This is a genomic window from Shewanella sp. M-Br (assembly GCF_036245925.1).
In the GTDB taxonomy this organism is placed as follows: domain Bacteria; phylum Pseudomonadota; class Gammaproteobacteria; order Enterobacterales; family Shewanellaceae; genus Shewanella; species Shewanella oncorhynchi.
Genome location: NZ_BJBV01000031.1, coordinates 1 through 15,635, shown reverse-complemented (window position 1 = coordinate 15,635; position 15,635 = coordinate 1). Strand labels below are relative to the sequence as shown.

Genomic DNA, 15,635 nt, shown 5'->3' with positions numbered 1-15,635 from the left:
CAAACCAGCGGGTAAATCATATCTGCCCGCTGCAGATATGCGACGCCTTGCCTCTGAGCGAGACGCCTCCTTGAGCACTATCACAAGTGCAGATCCTTACTACTAGCAGTACTGTTCCATCGGCAACAAAATCCATTAACGGCACGCTAGTAGTTGTTATGTAAGGAAACATAAATGAAGCAGTTCAAACTAACATCAGCCGTGCTTGTGCTGAGCTTTGCCACACCTATCTTTGCGGTTCAAGCCAATGATACCGCTGCAACCAATGACGAGTTACGCACTGAGTTACAACAAATTCAGCAGAGACTCGCCATGCTCGAAGCGCAAGAAAATGAGCCATCAGTGCCATCGGATACCCAGTTTAATTTTTATGGTTCTTTACGCCCAACCTTCGGCCTGACCCACACTAACTCGGACGATGTGTGGGATGTAGGCGATGCGAACTCGCGGATTGGTTTTGCTGCAGAGCACCAACTCGGTAATGGCTTAGTCGGGTTTGCGAAAGGGGAATTTAAGGTCGATATCAAAGATGACGGTGACTTTGGCGATGCGCGCAAAGCCTATGTCGGATTAAAGGGATTTTTTGGTAGCGTTGCCATAGGTAAACAAGCCGTCACGCAGGAAATGATTTCCGATCCCGTTGATATCTTTAACCGCTCAGGAACGCCTCTGGCCTATGACAGTGCGAGCCCATTCAGGCTCAATAATCTCGTGACCTATCGTAAAGAGTTTGGCGACCTGTTATTTTCGGCCGATGCGCAATTCGACGGCAATAAAGGTAGTGGTGGCAGTGACTTCGTTAACACGGGCATCCGTTATAAAACCGACTTCATCTACATTGCCGCAGCTTTTTATAATAAAGAGTTAGAGGACAACAAGGATGAAAATACATTCGGTGTAACACTAGCAAAAAATTTCAATTCTCTGTTCCTCGCCGCAGCCTACCAAAACATTGAAAAAGACAGCGTCGATGGCACAACATTGGATGGTTCAACACTGGATGTGGTTGCAAGTTATCCCATCACTGACAGCTATAAAATCAAGCTAGGCGTGTCCAGATATGACGATGGCGACAATGACATCACCTCCGCGAAATACAATGCCTATAACACTACGCTGGAATGGCATAAAACACCGAAATTCAGCACCTTCATCGAATATCAAAAAACAGATTTTGAATACCGCGAAACCAATGACCAGATCATGCTAGGCATGCGTTATAACTTCGATTATACGTTCTAAGTTTCTATCTCAAACGTATCGTTATGTGAGCAAGCGAGGTGAAGGGTTTAACAACCTCGCCTACGGCCTCACAGCACAAAACATAAAGACAAGAAACAACAAAGCCACGACTCGCGTGGCTTTGCTTATTTAAGACGATACCGTCTTTACACTTCGATACGTTCCAAATCAGAACGGAATATCGTCATCCCAGCCATCATCCAAATCTGGAGTGAAGTTTTGCTGTGGTTGTGGTGCTGGACGCTGTGCCGGTGCTGCAGGCGCTTGATAAGCTGGTGCTGGAGCGGCTTGTGGCTTAGGCGCATAACCACCTTGTTGTGGTTGTTGAGCCTGTGGCTGACCATAACCTTGCTGCTGGGCAGGTGCTGGCGGAGCATATTGTTGCTGAGCTGGCGCTTGGTAAGCAGGTGCTGCTTGAGGCGCTGGCGCATATTGATTTTGCGCAGGCGCGGCTTGTTGTGGTGCAGATTGATAACCTGCGTTTTGTGGCATGCCGCCGCCCATTGGCGCGCCTTGTGCTTGTCCACCTTGACCACGGCTACCTAGCATTTGCATGCTACCGCTTTGGTCGATAACCACTTCAGTGCTGTAACGGTCTTGACCACTTTGGTCTTTCCACTTACGAGTTTGCAGCTTACCTTCAAGGTAAACCTGTGAACCTTTACGCAGGTATTCACCTGTAATTTCAGCTAATTTGCCGAACAGAACCACACGGTGCCATTCAGTACGCTCTTGCTGTTGACCCTGTTGGTCTTTCCACGATTCGCTAGTCGCTACTGTAATATTTGCGACTGCATTACCGTTTGGCATATAACGCACTTCTGGATCTTGTCCCAAATTGCCAACCAAAATTACCTTGTTAACACCACGACTGGCCATTGAAATCTCCTGCGATTCTTTAAATAATCTATTAATTCAGTATGTTGTTTATCTGTGTCGCCATAGAGGAAAATCAGCTTCCCCAAATACCACACGGCAGACCAGATATTATTGAGCAGAGCCTAACACAGCTCGTGCTTCTCTTAAATCGAAATGCTCGTCTACCTTGAGATAAGCCACTTTCTCGTCCAGCACGACTATAGCTTCAACAACACCCATTAATTGGGATAACTGGGTTGCCATATCGCGCGCTTGCGCCTTGTCTTTCACTTCAGCTTCTAAGGTGTAACTCTTTAACAACACAGGATTTTGCATGCCTAATGTCAGGAATAACCAAATAGACATTAAGATCACGGCAACAACAAAAACCCCGACTGCGCCCACGAGCTGGAAAGCACCGCCACCGAGCATACCACCACAAAAAGCCCCTAAAAACTGGCTAGTTGAATACACGCCCATGGCCGAACCTTTTTCGCCGACGGGGCAAAATTTGGCAATCAAACTTGGCAGTGAGGCTTCTAAATAGTTAAACCCAGTAAAGAAGAGCACCACGGCAAAACTCAATACCCAAAGATTGCTCGCAAATGCGGCCATCGCCAGCAATGCCACTATCATGATCACGAGGGCAATTTGGAACATCGCCTTAGTATTTTTGCGCTTAACCCCTATGATGATTAACGGCACCATCAAAATAAATGCGCCCACAAAAGCGGGGAAATACAGCATCCAATGTTTTTCTTTCACGAGTCCCGCATCCACCAGATCCAGCGGTAGTGCCACAAATACTGCGGTGAGCACTAAATGCAGGATAAAAATCCCAGCGTTAAGCCTAAACAATTGCGGCTCGAGGAACATACGTTTGAGCTTAGCGGGCGTCGCTAGAGTGTCTCCCTTCGGAGCCTGAGTGATGGGATTAGGCACTAAAAACTGGATCAACAGCATACCGACAATAGCCAATACCGCCGTTAACCAAAACAATCCAGTCAACCCAAGATGTTGCGCAACGATAGGTCCCATTAGCAAAGACAGGGCAAAAGATAACCCGATACACATGCCAATAATCGCCATCACCTTAGTGCGCTGCTCGTCGCGGGTTAAATCCGCGGCAAGCGCCAGCACGGCAGCGGCAATCGCGCCCATACCCTGTACAGCTCGACCAAAGACAACGCCATAAATCGTATCTGCATTAGCAGCGATAACACTACCAATAGCAAACAACACTAAGCCACCAAGAATAATCGGCTTGCGACCATATTTGTCAGATAAAATCCCCATGGGGATTTGCAGCACGGCTTGAGTCAGGCCATAGGCGCCGATAGCAATACCCACCCACAGAGGCGAAAAGCCTTCGAGATGCTGACCATAAAGTGCAAAGACGGGCATGATCATAAACAAGCCCATCATGCGCAAACCAAATACACTGGCTAAAGAAAACGCGACTTTTTTCTCAGTACCCGAAAGTCCGTTGTTACCCATGATTTTGCCCTGGATTGAAGTCTTTTAAGGGGCGCATGTTACCACACCCAAAAGGATTTGCTCAAAAGGAAATAGTGGCCTAAACCACTGACTATACAATTAGCTTTTATCCCGTTTATCACGGACCTATATTGACTGTGTCTGAGTTAACATCTTTATTTTTAACGCTCAGGCACAGGGGAATGAGTCTAACATAGTGTTCACAATTGTCCTGTGAGTCAGTGCGCAACAACAGTATTAATCTTAGTTAATCCATTCCATCCACAACATCCCGCAAAGCAGGCCGACTTAAAGCCAGTGCCAGCCCTAGGATTGGTGCAGATCACAGAATCAACTAAACTCAGCGGCGGAACTGTGCGATACTTGTGCTCATTTTTTTAAGCATATGGCATTAGAGCGATAGATGGATAAGATTGAAATACGCGGCGCACGCACCCACAATCTCAAGAATATCAACCTGACTATCCCAAGGGATAAACTGATTGTCATCACGGGCTTATCGGGATCTGGCAAATCCTCCCTCGCTTTCGATACTTTATATGCCGAGGGCCAGCGACGTTATGTCGAGTCCCTATCTGCCTATGCTCGCCAATTTTTGAGTTTAATGGAAAAGCCCGATGTGGACCATATCGAAGGCTTAAGCCCAGCGATATCCATAGAGCAAAAATCCACCTCCCATAACCCACGTTCGACCGTGGGCACGATTACCGAAATTTACGATTACCTGCGCTTGATGTTTGCCCGCGTGGGTGAGCCGCGTTGTCCGACACACAATCAACCCTTAGCGGCACAAACCGTCAGCCAGATGGTCGATAAAGTGTTGGAAATGCCCCAAGACAGCCGCTTGATGCTGCTCGCACCTGTGGTCAACGCCCGTAAGGGTGAACACGTTAAATTGCTCGAAGGTCTATCGGCGCAGGGTTATATCCGTGCACGTATCGACGGTGAAGTGTGTGACTTAACCGATCCGCCAACCTTAGATTTACACGTTAAACACACGATTGAAGTGGTCGTCGACCGTTTTAAAGTGCGTGACGATATCAAGCAACGCTTAGCGGAATCCTTTGAAACCGCGCTGGAACTCTCCGGCGGCATAGCGACCGTTGCCAGCATGGAAGACGACACGGGTACTGGTAAAGCAAAAGGCGAAGAACTGATCTTCTCGGCCAACTTCGCCTGTCCGCACTGCGGTTATTCGATGGCGGAATTAGAGCCAAGGATCTTCTCCTTTAACAATCCCGCTGGCGCGTGCCAAACCTGTGATGGTTTAGGGGTACAACAATTTTTCGATCCTGAGCGCGTGATCACCAATACCGAGCTTTCACTGGCGGGCGGTGCGATTCGCGGCTGGGATAGACGCAACTTCTACTATTTCCAAATGCTTAGCTCACTCGCCGAACACTATAAGTTCGATGTCGAAGTGCCCTACGAGCAGCTTAGCGAAAAAGTCCGCAAAATCGTACTTTACGGCTCAGGTAAAGAAAGTATTGCCTTTAAATACATTAATGACCGCGGTGATGTGGTGGTGCGTAATCACCCCTTCGAAGGCATTCTAAACAACATGGACAGGCGCTATCGCGAAACCGAAAGCAACTCGGTACGTGACGAATTAGCCAAGTTTATCAATACCCAAGCTTGTCAAAGCTGTGGTGGCTCGCGCTTACGCGAAGAAGCACGTAACGTGTTTTTAGGTGATATCAACCTGCCACAACTCACCACTTGGTCGATTGGCGAAGCCTTGGACTACTTCGAGAAAGTTGAATTTAGCGGCCAAAAGGCGCAGATTGCCGAGAAGATTTTAAAGGAAATCCGCGATCGCTTAGGTTTCCTCGTGAACGTGGGCCTCAATTATTTGAGCCTATCACGCTCGGCGGAAACCCTCTCGGGCGGTGAAGCCCAACGGATTCGACTCGCCAGCCAAATTGGTGCCGGACTTGTCGGCGTGATGTATGTGCTCGACGAACCTTCAATTGGCCTGCATCAAAGAGATAACGAACGTCTACTGCAAACCCTGATCCACTTGCGGGATTTGGGCAACACTGTGATTGTTGTTGAGCACGATGAAGATGCGATCCGCATGGCGGATCACGTGATCGACATAGGCCCTGGCGCTGGTGTTCATGGCGGCGAAGTGATTTGCGACGGTCCAATTGAGAAAATCATCGCCTGTGAAGAGTCAGTTACCGGACAATATATTTCCGGTAAGCGCAGCATTCATATCGATACGCCGCGCATTCCCTTCGACAAAAACCAAGTGATTGAGTTGTTTGGCGCCCGCGGCAACAACTTGCGTAATGTAGATTTAACCATTCCCATTGGCCTATTCACCTGTGTGACGGGTGTATCAGGTTCGGGTAAATCAACCTTAATCAACGATACCTTCTTCAAGATCGCCCATAGAATGCTCAACGGGGCGACTGTGGATGAGCCATCACCCTATGACCGTATCGAAGGGATGGAACTGTGCGACAAAGTGGTCGATATCGACCAAAGCCCGATTGGCCGCACACCGCGCTCGAATCCGGCCACTTATACGGGCATCTTCACCCCAATTCGCGAGATTTTTGCCGGAACCCAAGAGTCACGTACTCGCGGTTATCAAGTCGGCCGTTTCTCCTTTAACGTAAAAGGTGGACGCTGCGAGGCCTGCCAAGGCGATGGCTTGATCAAGGTAGAAATGCACTTCCTACCCGATGTGTATGTGCCCTGTGATTCTTGTAAAGGTAAGCGCTACAACCGCGAAACCTTAGAAGTACGCTATAAAGGCAAGAATATTCACGAAGTACTGCAGATGACAGTGGAAGATGCGCGTCAGTTCTTCGATGCCGTACCTGCCATTGCCCGTAAGCTACAAACCTTGATGGATGTGGGTTTGTCCTATGTGCGTCTCGGCCAAAGTGCGACCACTCTTTCAGGCGGTGAAGCCCAAAGGGTGAAACTTGCCAAAGAGCTGTCTAAGCGGGACACGGGCCAAACCTTGTATATCTTGGATGAACCGACCACGGGCTTACATTTTGCCGATATTCAATTGCTGCTCGACGTGTTGCATCGTCTCAAATCCCACGGCAACACGATTGTGGTGATTGAGCATAATCTGGATGTGATCAAAACCGCAGACTGGATTATCGACTTAGGCCCAGAAGGCGGCGGTGGTGGCGGTATGATTTTAGCCACAGGCACGCCGGAAGAAGTAGCCGAGCATCCAACCTCCCACACGGCACGCTTCTTAAAGCCACTGCTAAAACGGGATATCGAGCTGGCAAAGGCCAATAAAGCTAAGGCTTAACATTCGGCTCACGCAGCCGTTGGTCTGAATAATAAAAGCGCAGTCGCCCTAAGCACTGCGCTTTTTTTCGCTCAGCAATCCAATATGCTTAAGCTATCGCATACATATAGATCTCATTGAATTAGAATCGGATTTAGGCAAAGATGATATTCATCTTCTGGCGAAGGCTTCAGCGATAAGGAATGTCCATGCGTGATAGCACTCAGTCCCCAGTGACTCACCTTATATTACCGAGGCAGTATCAATCACTTTTAAGTAAAAATCTAAGCGACATAAACCTAAGTGCATCGACTCTATTCAACCACAGTCGTATCGGTCAGCTGCTCGCCAAGTTCAAGATCACGCACCTTATAAGACATCAATCCCAAAGACTTGGCTTATTAGCACTGGCCTGCGTTGTTACAACGACCCTCACTGGCTGCGCTAACTCAGCCGAAACCTGTGCACGCACAGAGCTAAAACTCACTTGGGCCGAGCCCACAGAGTTACAAGCGACAGTCACAGTATTAAGTTCGGATGAATTTGAAGGCCGCAAAACCCAAACCCAAGGTGCGGCAAAAAGTCGTGACTATATAAAGCAGCAATTTCAGGGGCTAGGTTTACAGCCTTGGGGAGCGGACTTTATCGTGCCCTTTGAATATCAAACCTTCTTCACACAAGAAACTGGTGCCAACGTGGTCGCCACCGCGATGGCGGCAGAACCGACGAATCGATGGCGCATTATCGTCGCCCACTATGATCACTTAGGATTGAGCGGCAGTAAGATTTACCACGGCGCCGATGATAACGCCTCGGGCGTCGCCGCTATGCTTGCTATTGCCAAACATTGGCAACAGCAATTTGCCCTACGGCCCAATACCTTGCCTAAGGTAAACCTGATGTTTGTGGCAACCGATGCCGAAGAACCTGGGCTCTATGGCAGTATCGCCTTGGTTGAACAACTCAAAACCCGCTTGCCAGAGGCGACATTTGAATTAATGATTAACCTCGATATGGTGAGTCACCCCGGCAGGCCCTATGCGATTTACCTCGAAGGCAGTCGAAACTTCACTCAGTTCAATCAATTTAAACCCCTACTGAATCAACAGAACCGACTTTGCATTAAACTCACGCACCCTAAACCCGTTGGTCGAAGCATACAAAGTACCGATTGGCTGCGGGCGTCGGATCATTACCCCTTCCACAAAGCGAATATCCCTTGGCTGTATTTTGGTGTGCCGACCCATCCCCAATATCACACACCAGAGGATACCGTCGCGACAATCGACATCACTTTTCTTGCGGCAGTGACAGAGTCAGCATTCGAGTTACTTCAATTAAATGTTGAATATTTAAAGAATTAATGGGAAGTGGCGCGTTTCTTGCTCAGTTTTAGCGAAAAAAATGCAGAAAACAGGTTAAATAGCGTGACTCTGATTGGTAAAGTGGCCGCCATGCTGCTATAATCCGTCGTTCGCGGGAAATCGACACGGGGTTGATTTTCTGTCTGTGAAACTTTAGCGCCATTTCGCGCGCGCATCCACAAGGCTACAACCCAATGTCATCCGATGAAAGAACTTTCCGTGAACTCGGCCTATCCGAGAATTTGTTGCGTGCTCTTGACGAGCTAGGTTATGAAAAACCAACGCCAATCCAATCAGCCAGTATTGATCCACTTATGGCTGGCAAAGATATTTTAGGTCAAGCGCAAACAGGTACAGGTAAAACTGGCGCCTTCGCGTTACCACTATTAAACAAAGTTACCAGCCAAACTACACCGCAAATTTTAGTCTTAGCACCAACACGTGAATTAGCCGTGCAGGTTGCTGAAGCGTTCAGTAGCTATGCCAAATTTATGAAGAATTTCCACGTTCTTCCTATTTATGGCGGCCAAAGCATGCAACAACAGTTGAATGCCCTGAAACGTGGCCCACAAGTTATCGTTGGTACGCCTGGTCGTGTTATGGACCATATGCGTCGCGGCACCTTGAAACTCGACTCATTACAAGCTTTAGTGCTAGATGAAGCCGATGAAATGTTAAAAATGGGCTTCATCGATGATATCGAATGGATCCTTGAGCACACGCCAAGCGAGCGCCAACTGGCGTTATTCTCTGCCACTATGCCAGAGCAAATTAAGCGTGTTGCTAACCAGCACTTACGTAATCCTGTACATGTTCGTATCGAATCAAGCCAAACTACGGTTGAGTCAATCGAACAGCGTTTCGTACAAGTATCACAACACAACAAACTTGAAGCTTTAGTACGTGTATTAGAAGTTGAAAACACTGAAGGTGTGATCATATTCGTACGTACTCGTAACTCATGTGTTGAGTTAGCTGAAAAGTTAGAAGCCCGCGGTTATGCTTCATCACCACTACACGGTGACATGAACCAGCAAGCCCGTGAGCGTGCAGTTGATCAACTGAAACGTGGCAAGTTAGACATTCTGATCGCGACTGACGTTGCAGCCCGTGGTCTTGACGTTGAGCGTATCGGTCACGTTGTGAACTACGATATTCCATATGATGCCGAAGCTTATGTACACCGTATTGGCCGTACAGGCCGTGCTGGCCGTACTGGTATGGCGATCCTGTTTGTAACTAGCCGTGAAATGCGCATGCTGCGCACTATCGAACGTTCAACTAACAGCCGCATTTCACCAATGAAAATCCCAAGCCCAGAGACTGTTGCAGAACGTCGTCTGTCTCGCTTAGGTGAGCAATTGGCTGAAACAATCAACGGCGATTTAGATTTCATGAAAGAAGCTGTTGCTCAATTATGCCAACAGTTAGAAGTCGATACTGATCTGCTAGCCGCAGCTTTGTTACAGCAAGTTCAGCAAGAACGTCCTTTGCAATTGCCAGCCATTCAAGAACGTGTTCGTGATGAACGCAGTGAGCGCACTGAACGTAGCGACCGCGGAAGTGATCGTAATGACCGTGGTGGTGAGCGTGGTGAACGCAGAAGTCGCGAACCGCGTCCAATGCCAGCAAGCTTAGGCTCAGCTGAAGCGTTGAAAGACAACCCAGATTTAAAAATGTGCCGTTACGTGATCGACGTAGGTCGTGAGAATGGTGTAGGTGTGGGTAACATCGTTGGCGCTATCGCGAACGAAGCTAACATCGACAGCCGTTACATTGGCGCAATCCAACTTTACGATGCAGTGACCACTGTTGACCTGCCAGACGGCATGCCAAAAGACGTGTTACAGCACCTACGTAAAGTACGTGTTTGTGGCAAGCCATTGAACATCCGCGAAGCTGGCGATCAAGTATTTGTTGATTCAGGCCGCAGTGCTCGTTCAGACCGTCCTGCCGGTGACCGTAAACCACGTGGCGATCGTCCAACAGGTGACCGCCCAGCGGGTGATCGTAAGCCTCGCGCTGCGTCTACTGGTGACAAGCCATTTGCTGACCGCAAACCACGTGCAGACAAACCTGCCGGTGAGCGTAAGCCACGTAAACCACGTGAAGACTAATCTAGCTTAAGCTAGAGACTAAAAAAGGAGCCTAGGCTCCTTTTTTGTTGTCTTGATTTTGTCTTAGTTTGCCTTTAGCAAAGATAAAGCTTAGTGTCTAATCTCCAAAGAGTTTAATGGTATAAGTAATCGACTCCCATGAAAAAAGCCCTTACCGCTGGACTATTATCCGCCTTCGTCGCCCCCGGCAGCGGCCATTTCTATCTGCAACATAAACGCAGCGCCCTAGTGTTTTTTGTGCTGGCAATACTGAGTCTTGGCCTGATGCTGCAACAAGTCATGCAAGTAGCACAGCTTATCTCACTTGATATTCAAACTGGTGTTTTACCGCTAGATATAGGCGTGATTACAGCCGAAGTGACCAAAAAAACCACGGCAACCATTCGTGATGGTGCGGACAAGCTGATGTATGGATTTATCCTCTGCTGGCTAATTGCCTTATTAGATAGCGTACGCTTGGGACTGAAGCAAGATAAGCAAGATGCAGCCCAAAACAATGCCTAGTCACCCACTGTCCATGCTTCAATAAAGCTATGGTAGCAAGTAACGAGCATATCGGCGTTGTGGGCATAATCGGGAATAATTTCAGGACAATAGAGAGCACAGTGACTACCCGCATTGCGCGCAGTTTGTAGATCAAACAGATAATCGCCCACATACAAGATCTCTGCGGGCGCGAGTTGCCACTGCTGGCAAATAAGATGAATACCTTCGGGATGCGGCTTAGGCTGCGCATCATAGCGCGTTAATACCAGTGCGATATCTATGCCGAGTTTATCGATAGTGATTTGCGCCGCTTCTGGCATATTGCGAGTCAAAATAGCCAAGGGCAGTGACTTGGCCCGTAGGCATTCGATAAGCTCCCTCGCGCCATCAATCCAACTGGCCTTGAGTGAACTTTGTCTTTCGTACTCATGGACAATGTCTAACGCCTTAGCCCGTGCTTCATCAGTACTGAGACTCTCGACATGGGCCAAGATATCTGTACCAGAATGAATCCCCAACTCACGCCGCAGCCCAGCAAAATCGGGATTAGAATGCGCTAAGGTGCCGTCGAGATCGAAGATGACGCCACGGATATCCTGGAGTTTCAATTCGCTGAGTCTAGTGATCACTGGCCTTTCCCATAGATAAAATGTCTGCGTTAGACAGCCTGCAAACGCTTCGCCTGACGATTACGATACATAGGCAGCAATTGCACCACCATCACAGACACAATAATCACGCCAATCCCCAGCAGAGATAAACCATCTAATTCATCAGCGCGAAATACTTCTGGCCACCAGCCAAGGCTCACCACTAACGCCGTGGCACTAAAGCTAAATACTGGCGTTAGGGCCAACATGGCACTGACCTGCGCCGTCGGCCAGTACTTCATCGACTGGCCAAAACAGCCATAGGCGATCAAGGTATTGGCGGCGCAAAACAGTGCTATCTGCCAATCGAAGCTGTCCATACGGACAAACTGACTAAAGTCGCTAAAGGGAGCCATTACGAAAATACCTAAGCCATAGATCACTAAGAGCACGTTCGCGGGCGACAAACGATTCAGTAAGGATTTTTGCAATAAGGCATAGCTAGTCCACGACAGTGCTGAGAACTGGATGATCATCACCCCAATCCAAACCTGATGATTATTAGCCCCAGAAAAATTTAAATTAGGATGGAAAAACATCAACATACCTAAAGCTAAGGTTGCAAAACAGCTGAGTTGCACCGCATTCAGCCGTTCCTTAAAAAACAACACACCACCAAACGCGAGGAAAAAGGGTGAAGTCTGGAAATTAAGTTGGGCGGCGCCGGGTGCGAGGTAATCGAGTGAGTAAACAAAAGACACATAATTGAGCATCAAGAAGATGCCAGCAAGCACTAACCTTAACCAAACTTTGGCATCGAGTGCTGCAAATTGCTTAAGACTACCTGCGCTCCATTGGATCACTATGCTGACTAAAAGCGCGACCAGAAAACGAAACCAAGTAAGAGTTACGGGATCAATAAAGGCCGCAGAGAGCTTTAATGCTATCGGTAACATGCCCCAAAATAAAACCGCAACTGAGATGAACAGGAGCCCGAGTTGAGCATGATTATTTGCCTGAGGGGCGTTATGGCTAAGGTTCACGGAGGAGTCCAGTAGAAACCGCAAAATGGACAGCTATTCTGGCACTGAGCCAACACAATATCTAGCCAATCATCATGGAAACATTCGCGTTAGATTGGATACTTTAGCTGACACTTATGTGAGGCAAGTTTCAGCACCTTACGATAATTGGAATATTGGCCGCACTCTTGATTCAACTGCAGCAGATTTACCCCGAAAGCCAACATTGGCATTTCCCGCGTTGCCAATAACCGAGTATATTTGGCCCATAAAAATGGCTTCTGCCACACTCTCTCTAGGCCACTTCTTTTTAAGCTAACGCTTTAAATAGGAAAGTTAATGTTATCTACCGCCACGATCGAACAAGTTAAAACGCATATTAATACCGCAGCCAAAGAATTAGCCGAGCGCCGCGCAGCAGGCACGAGCGGCGATTTACTGATCCCAGAACTAAGGCCAACCAGCTTCGAACAGGCCTTCGCTATTCAGCAAACAGTGGCAGAAATATTTAAGGCAAGCGATAACAATCCTATCGCGGCGTGGAAATGCCTATTACCCACGGCGGAAAAAACCGTCGTAGCGCCTATTTATCAAGATGATGTGTATCAACAATCGACCACTTGCCCACTCTATCCATCGACTAAAGGCCTGGCCCGAGTCGAACCCGAACTCGCCTTCGAGATTGCTCGCGATTTACCGCCAAGAAGCACGCCTTACACAGAGGCTGAAATCGACGAGGCCTTAGGCCACACACGCTTAGCCTTGGAATTGATCAAAAGCCGCTACCACACACCCAGTGAAGCGACGCATTTTGATGCCCTCGCCGATGGCTTAGTCAATCAAGGACTGTGGTTAGGGCCAGTGCTAAATCCGCAAGAAGGTTTAGAGACGAGCAGTTTCGAGCTCAGCGTTGATATTGCCAATGGCGAGCACCAGCAAAGCGACACACTGCAAAAATCCGCCATTCATCCCAACGGTTTCCCTAAGGCGGGACTCTACTGGTTAGTTAACTTTTTATCCGCCCAAGGCATTGGCTTAACTCAAGGGCAATATGTGATCACAGGCTCTTACGCTGGCGTCCTTGATCTGCCATTGGCACAGGTCTGCAAATTTGAATACGGCGCGCTTGGACAGTTCGCAGTGACTTTCACAGCTAAGTGATTGCGACTTATAAAGCGACAAGGCACTGATAAATAAGCGAACTCAGTTTCAGCTGGGCTCGCTTATTTTCAATCTCAGTGCTCAGTGCTCAGTTATCTGCATTCCCCACAAGCATCATTAACAAAAGCCAAACTAACTTGCCTCAAAATGTACACCTATGTATCATCTAAATTCATCAATAATAAGGATATATAGAATGTCGCACGGAAAAATGCTGCCAATCGCCTGTCTTCTTGCCCTCACTTTAGGCACTTCTCTTAGCGTGCATGCCTCAGAAAATAGCTTTACCAAAGCCTATAGTGACTATCAAGCCGCCGTAGAAAAAGGCGATGCTGCAAATATTGAAGCAAGCGCAAAAACCGCTTATCTACTCGGCGAAGCCCAATATGCCAAAGACAGTGTCGACTTAGCGAATCTCGCCATGAACTGGGCCAGCGCGATAGAAAAGCAAGTCGCCCCTTACCCATTTGCAGAAAAGAATCTGCCAAAAACGGCGAAGGCAAATGAGTTGTATCAGCTCGCTCTGGCTAACTATAAAGTTCATTATGGCAAAGAAGCGCTTGAGCTTATCGACCCCTTACTGGGGACTGCACAAACCGCCGTTGAAGCCAAAGATGCGAAAAATGATTTGCTTACTGCTATCGCAATTGCTGAAAAATCCGATAAAAAGAAACTGCTCGCCGATGTAAAAATGGCCGCCTTCAACCGCTTATCAAATACAGAGCTATACACCAAAAGCGTAAGACGCTATGCCTTCGATGCCTATGATATTTATAAAGAGATTTTACCAGAGAACGCCATAGACAGAGTCAAGGCAACCTATGTGGTGGGTGCAGTTGAGTATGCAGAAAAGCATGATGACAAGGCGATGCCATTGCTTTTAGAAGTCGTGAAGCAGTTTGAAGCCCTTAACTTTAGCCATCCCTATGCCTTAAGTGCCCACGCTTATTTAGTCGAACTCTATGAGCGCCAAGGAAAGCGTGACGAGTCCACCGCCCACTGTATTGCTATCGGCAAAATGCGTCCTTGGGCCGACGCACAGGAACAACAACCTATTTTCCGTATCGTACCAGACTATCCAATGTCCTATGCTAAGCAACGTAAAAGTGGCTGGGTTCAGCTTAAATTTACTGTCGATGAACATGGGTTCGTGAAAAATCCTGAAATTTTAGCCTCTAAGGGTGGTGCTTTATTTGAAAAAAAGAGTATTGAAACCTTAAATAAATGGCGTTACGCACCCAAGTTTGAAAATGGTATAGCCGTGGAAGCACAAACTAGCGTGCAAATGGATTACACCATAAACTAATAGCCCGCTATTTCACCTCATAACCTAGCCCGTCGCTCACACTCGATGGGCTTTTTTCATCATGCGTTGCAAGCTGCCCCAGACTTAACCCCTGCTTAAGTTGGATTAAACAAGCTTGGCAAATACACGCATCGGCAGACGGTAAAATATGGTTGATGACCCCTAGCGGCGAATCTGATGCTTGCGCTTGCAAGGCGGCCAAAGGTGGAAATGTTTGCAGAGCGCACCAACAATCCTCAATACCCTTACCTAAAATCACAGCACATTGATTCGCGCCTTGGCACAGAGGGCAAATTTGCGCAGTTTCTAACTTAGGTACTTCCAATGGCTGAGACACGGTAATCCTTATAGCAAGATAAGTTGTTATAGCGCGGAGATCATAATAGATTTTTGCAACTCAAACTTAGTTGATTGGCACCAAAGTGAGACTTTAAAACTTTCCAAACTACGTTTGAATGCTTTAGTTAAAAAGTCGTGGGGCTTCCCCTCAGGCTAATATTGGTGCTGTTTAGCACAATGCTATATTGATTGCGGCCTTACGGCCGAGATAAATCAAAGTTGTGGGTCTTCAACCCACACCCGACCAAGAGGGGATCAACAGCAATTCCCTCTTGGATCTCCCTTGCCGCCCCTAGCGAAGTTACATGCATTAGAGACTGGCCTTGGTCTTATGGATAAATTGCTATCGCTTCCGATGGTACATCCTGTACCCCGAAAGCTAGCCGGA

Annotated in this window: 12 protein-coding genes; 7 read left to right on the top strand and 5 right to left on the bottom strand. The window is 47.9% G+C overall.

Features of this window, described 5'->3' with window-relative positions; all coding sequences use genetic code 11:
- Positions 1–174 precede the first annotated feature (174 nt).
- The gene (locus tag AAA952_RS20425) at positions 175–1,242 is read left to right on the top strand and encodes a porin (protein WP_338259261.1); all 1,068 of its coding nucleotides are present in this window, start codon (positions 175–177) and stop codon (positions 1,240–1,242) included.
- Positions 1,243–1,410: 168 nt separating this feature from the next.
- On the opposite strand, the gene ssb is transcribed toward AAA952_RS20425, so the two are convergent.
- Positions 1,411–2,121 (bottom strand): single-stranded DNA-binding protein, encoded by a 711-nt coding sequence (gene ssb / locus AAA952_RS20420; protein ID WP_011790777.1) that lies wholly within the window; start codon positions 2,119–2,121, stop codon positions 1,411–1,413.
- Positions 2,122–2,229: 108 nt separating this feature from the next.
- A complete protein-coding gene (locus AAA952_RS20415; RefSeq protein WP_168825599.1) occupies positions 2,230–3,597 on the bottom strand; it encodes an MFS transporter in 1,368 nt (455 codons plus the stop codon).
- 403 nt (positions 3,598–4,000) lie between these two features.
- Between AAA952_RS20415 and uvrA the strand changes: the two genes are divergently transcribed.
- The 4 genes from uvrA (at position 4,001) to AAA952_RS20395 (ending at position 10,847) form a co-directional block, all read left to right on the top strand.
- Positions 4,001–6,883 carry an excinuclease ABC subunit UvrA gene (gene uvrA, locus AAA952_RS20410; RefSeq protein ID WP_338259252.1) on the top strand — a complete coding sequence of 961 codons (2,883 nt, stop codon included), beginning with the start codon at positions 4,001–4,003 and terminating at the stop codon, positions 6,881–6,883.
- A gap of 188 nt (positions 6,884–7,071) precedes the next feature.
- Entirely contained in the window at positions 7,072–8,226 is a 1,155-nt protein-coding gene (locus AAA952_RS20405; RefSeq protein WP_338259249.1) for a M28 family peptidase, read from the top strand.
- Between the two features lie 194 nt (positions 8,227–8,420).
- Positions 8,421–10,343, top strand: coding sequence for a DEAD/DEAH box helicase (locus AAA952_RS20400; protein WP_011847889.1), 1,923 nt, complete (start codon positions 8,421–8,423; stop codon positions 10,341–10,343).
- A gap of 138 nt (positions 10,344–10,481) precedes the next feature.
- Complete coding sequence (locus AAA952_RS20395; RefSeq protein WP_338259245.1) at positions 10,482–10,847, top strand: DUF6677 family protein; 366 nt, start codon at positions 10,482–10,484, stop codon at positions 10,845–10,847.
- On the opposite strand, the gene AAA952_RS20390 is transcribed toward AAA952_RS20395, so the two are convergent.
- On the bottom strand, positions 10,844–11,458 hold the full coding sequence (locus tag AAA952_RS20390) for an HAD family hydrolase (protein WP_338259244.1): 615 nt from the start codon (positions 11,456–11,458) through the stop codon (positions 10,844–10,846). The two genes, AAA952_RS20395 and AAA952_RS20390, sit on opposite strands and share 4 nt — an antisense overlap.
- Positions 11,459–11,487: 29 nt before the next feature.
- Positions 11,488–12,462 carry a DMT family transporter gene (locus AAA952_RS20385; protein WP_113940039.1) on the bottom strand — a complete coding sequence of 325 codons (975 nt, stop codon included), beginning with the start codon at positions 12,460–12,462 and terminating at the stop codon, positions 11,488–11,490.
- Positions 12,463–12,780: 318 nt separating this feature from the next.
- Here AAA952_RS20385 and AAA952_RS20380 point away from each other — a divergent pair, with 318 nt between their 5' ends.
- Entirely contained in the window at positions 12,781–13,602 is an 822-nt protein-coding gene (locus AAA952_RS20380) for a hydratase (protein ID WP_338259242.1), read from the top strand.
- Between the two features lie 196 nt (positions 13,603–13,798).
- The gene (locus AAA952_RS20375) at positions 13,799–14,908 is read left to right on the top strand and encodes an energy transducer TonB (protein WP_338259240.1); all 1,110 of its coding nucleotides are present in this window, start codon (positions 13,799–13,801) and stop codon (positions 14,906–14,908) included.
- 7 nt (positions 14,909–14,915) lie between these two features.
- On the opposite strand, the gene AAA952_RS20370 is transcribed toward AAA952_RS20375, so the two are convergent.
- On the bottom strand, positions 14,916–15,245 hold the full coding sequence (locus AAA952_RS20370) for a cysteine-rich CWC family protein (protein WP_338259238.1): 330 nt from the start codon (positions 15,243–15,245) through the stop codon (positions 14,916–14,918).
- Between the last annotated feature and the right edge of the window lie 390 nt (positions 15,246–15,635).

What these genes read in the sequence shown, in the direction of transcription:
- AAA952_RS20425 (WP_338259261.1), top strand. Translation starts at nt 175, where the DNA reads ATGAAGCAGTTCAAACTAACATCAGCCGTGCTTGTGCTGAGCTTTGCC.
- ssb (WP_011790777.1), bottom strand. Translation starts at nt 2,121, where the DNA reads ATGGCCAGTCGTGGTGTTAACAAGGTAATTTTGGTTGGCAATTTGGGA.
- AAA952_RS20415 (WP_168825599.1), bottom strand. Translation starts at nt 3,597, where the DNA reads ATGGGTAACAACGGACTTTCGGGTACTGAGAAAAAAGTCGCGTTTTCT.
- uvrA (WP_338259252.1), top strand. Translation starts at nt 4,001, where the DNA reads ATGGATAAGATTGAAATACGCGGCGCACGCACCCACAATCTCAAGAAT.
- AAA952_RS20405 (WP_338259249.1), top strand. Translation starts at nt 7,072, where the DNA reads ATGCGTGATAGCACTCAGTCCCCAGTGACTCACCTTATATTACCGAGG.
- AAA952_RS20400 (WP_011847889.1), top strand. Translation starts at nt 8,421, where the DNA reads ATGTCATCCGATGAAAGAACTTTCCGTGAACTCGGCCTATCCGAGAAT.
- AAA952_RS20395 (WP_338259245.1), top strand. Translation starts at nt 10,482, where the DNA reads ATGAAAAAAGCCCTTACCGCTGGACTATTATCCGCCTTCGTCGCCCCC.
- AAA952_RS20380 (WP_338259242.1), top strand. Translation starts at nt 12,781, where the DNA reads ATGTTATCTACCGCCACGATCGAACAAGTTAAAACGCATATTAATACC.
- AAA952_RS20375 (WP_338259240.1), top strand. Translation starts at nt 13,799, where the DNA reads ATGTCGCACGGAAAAATGCTGCCAATCGCCTGTCTTCTTGCCCTCACT.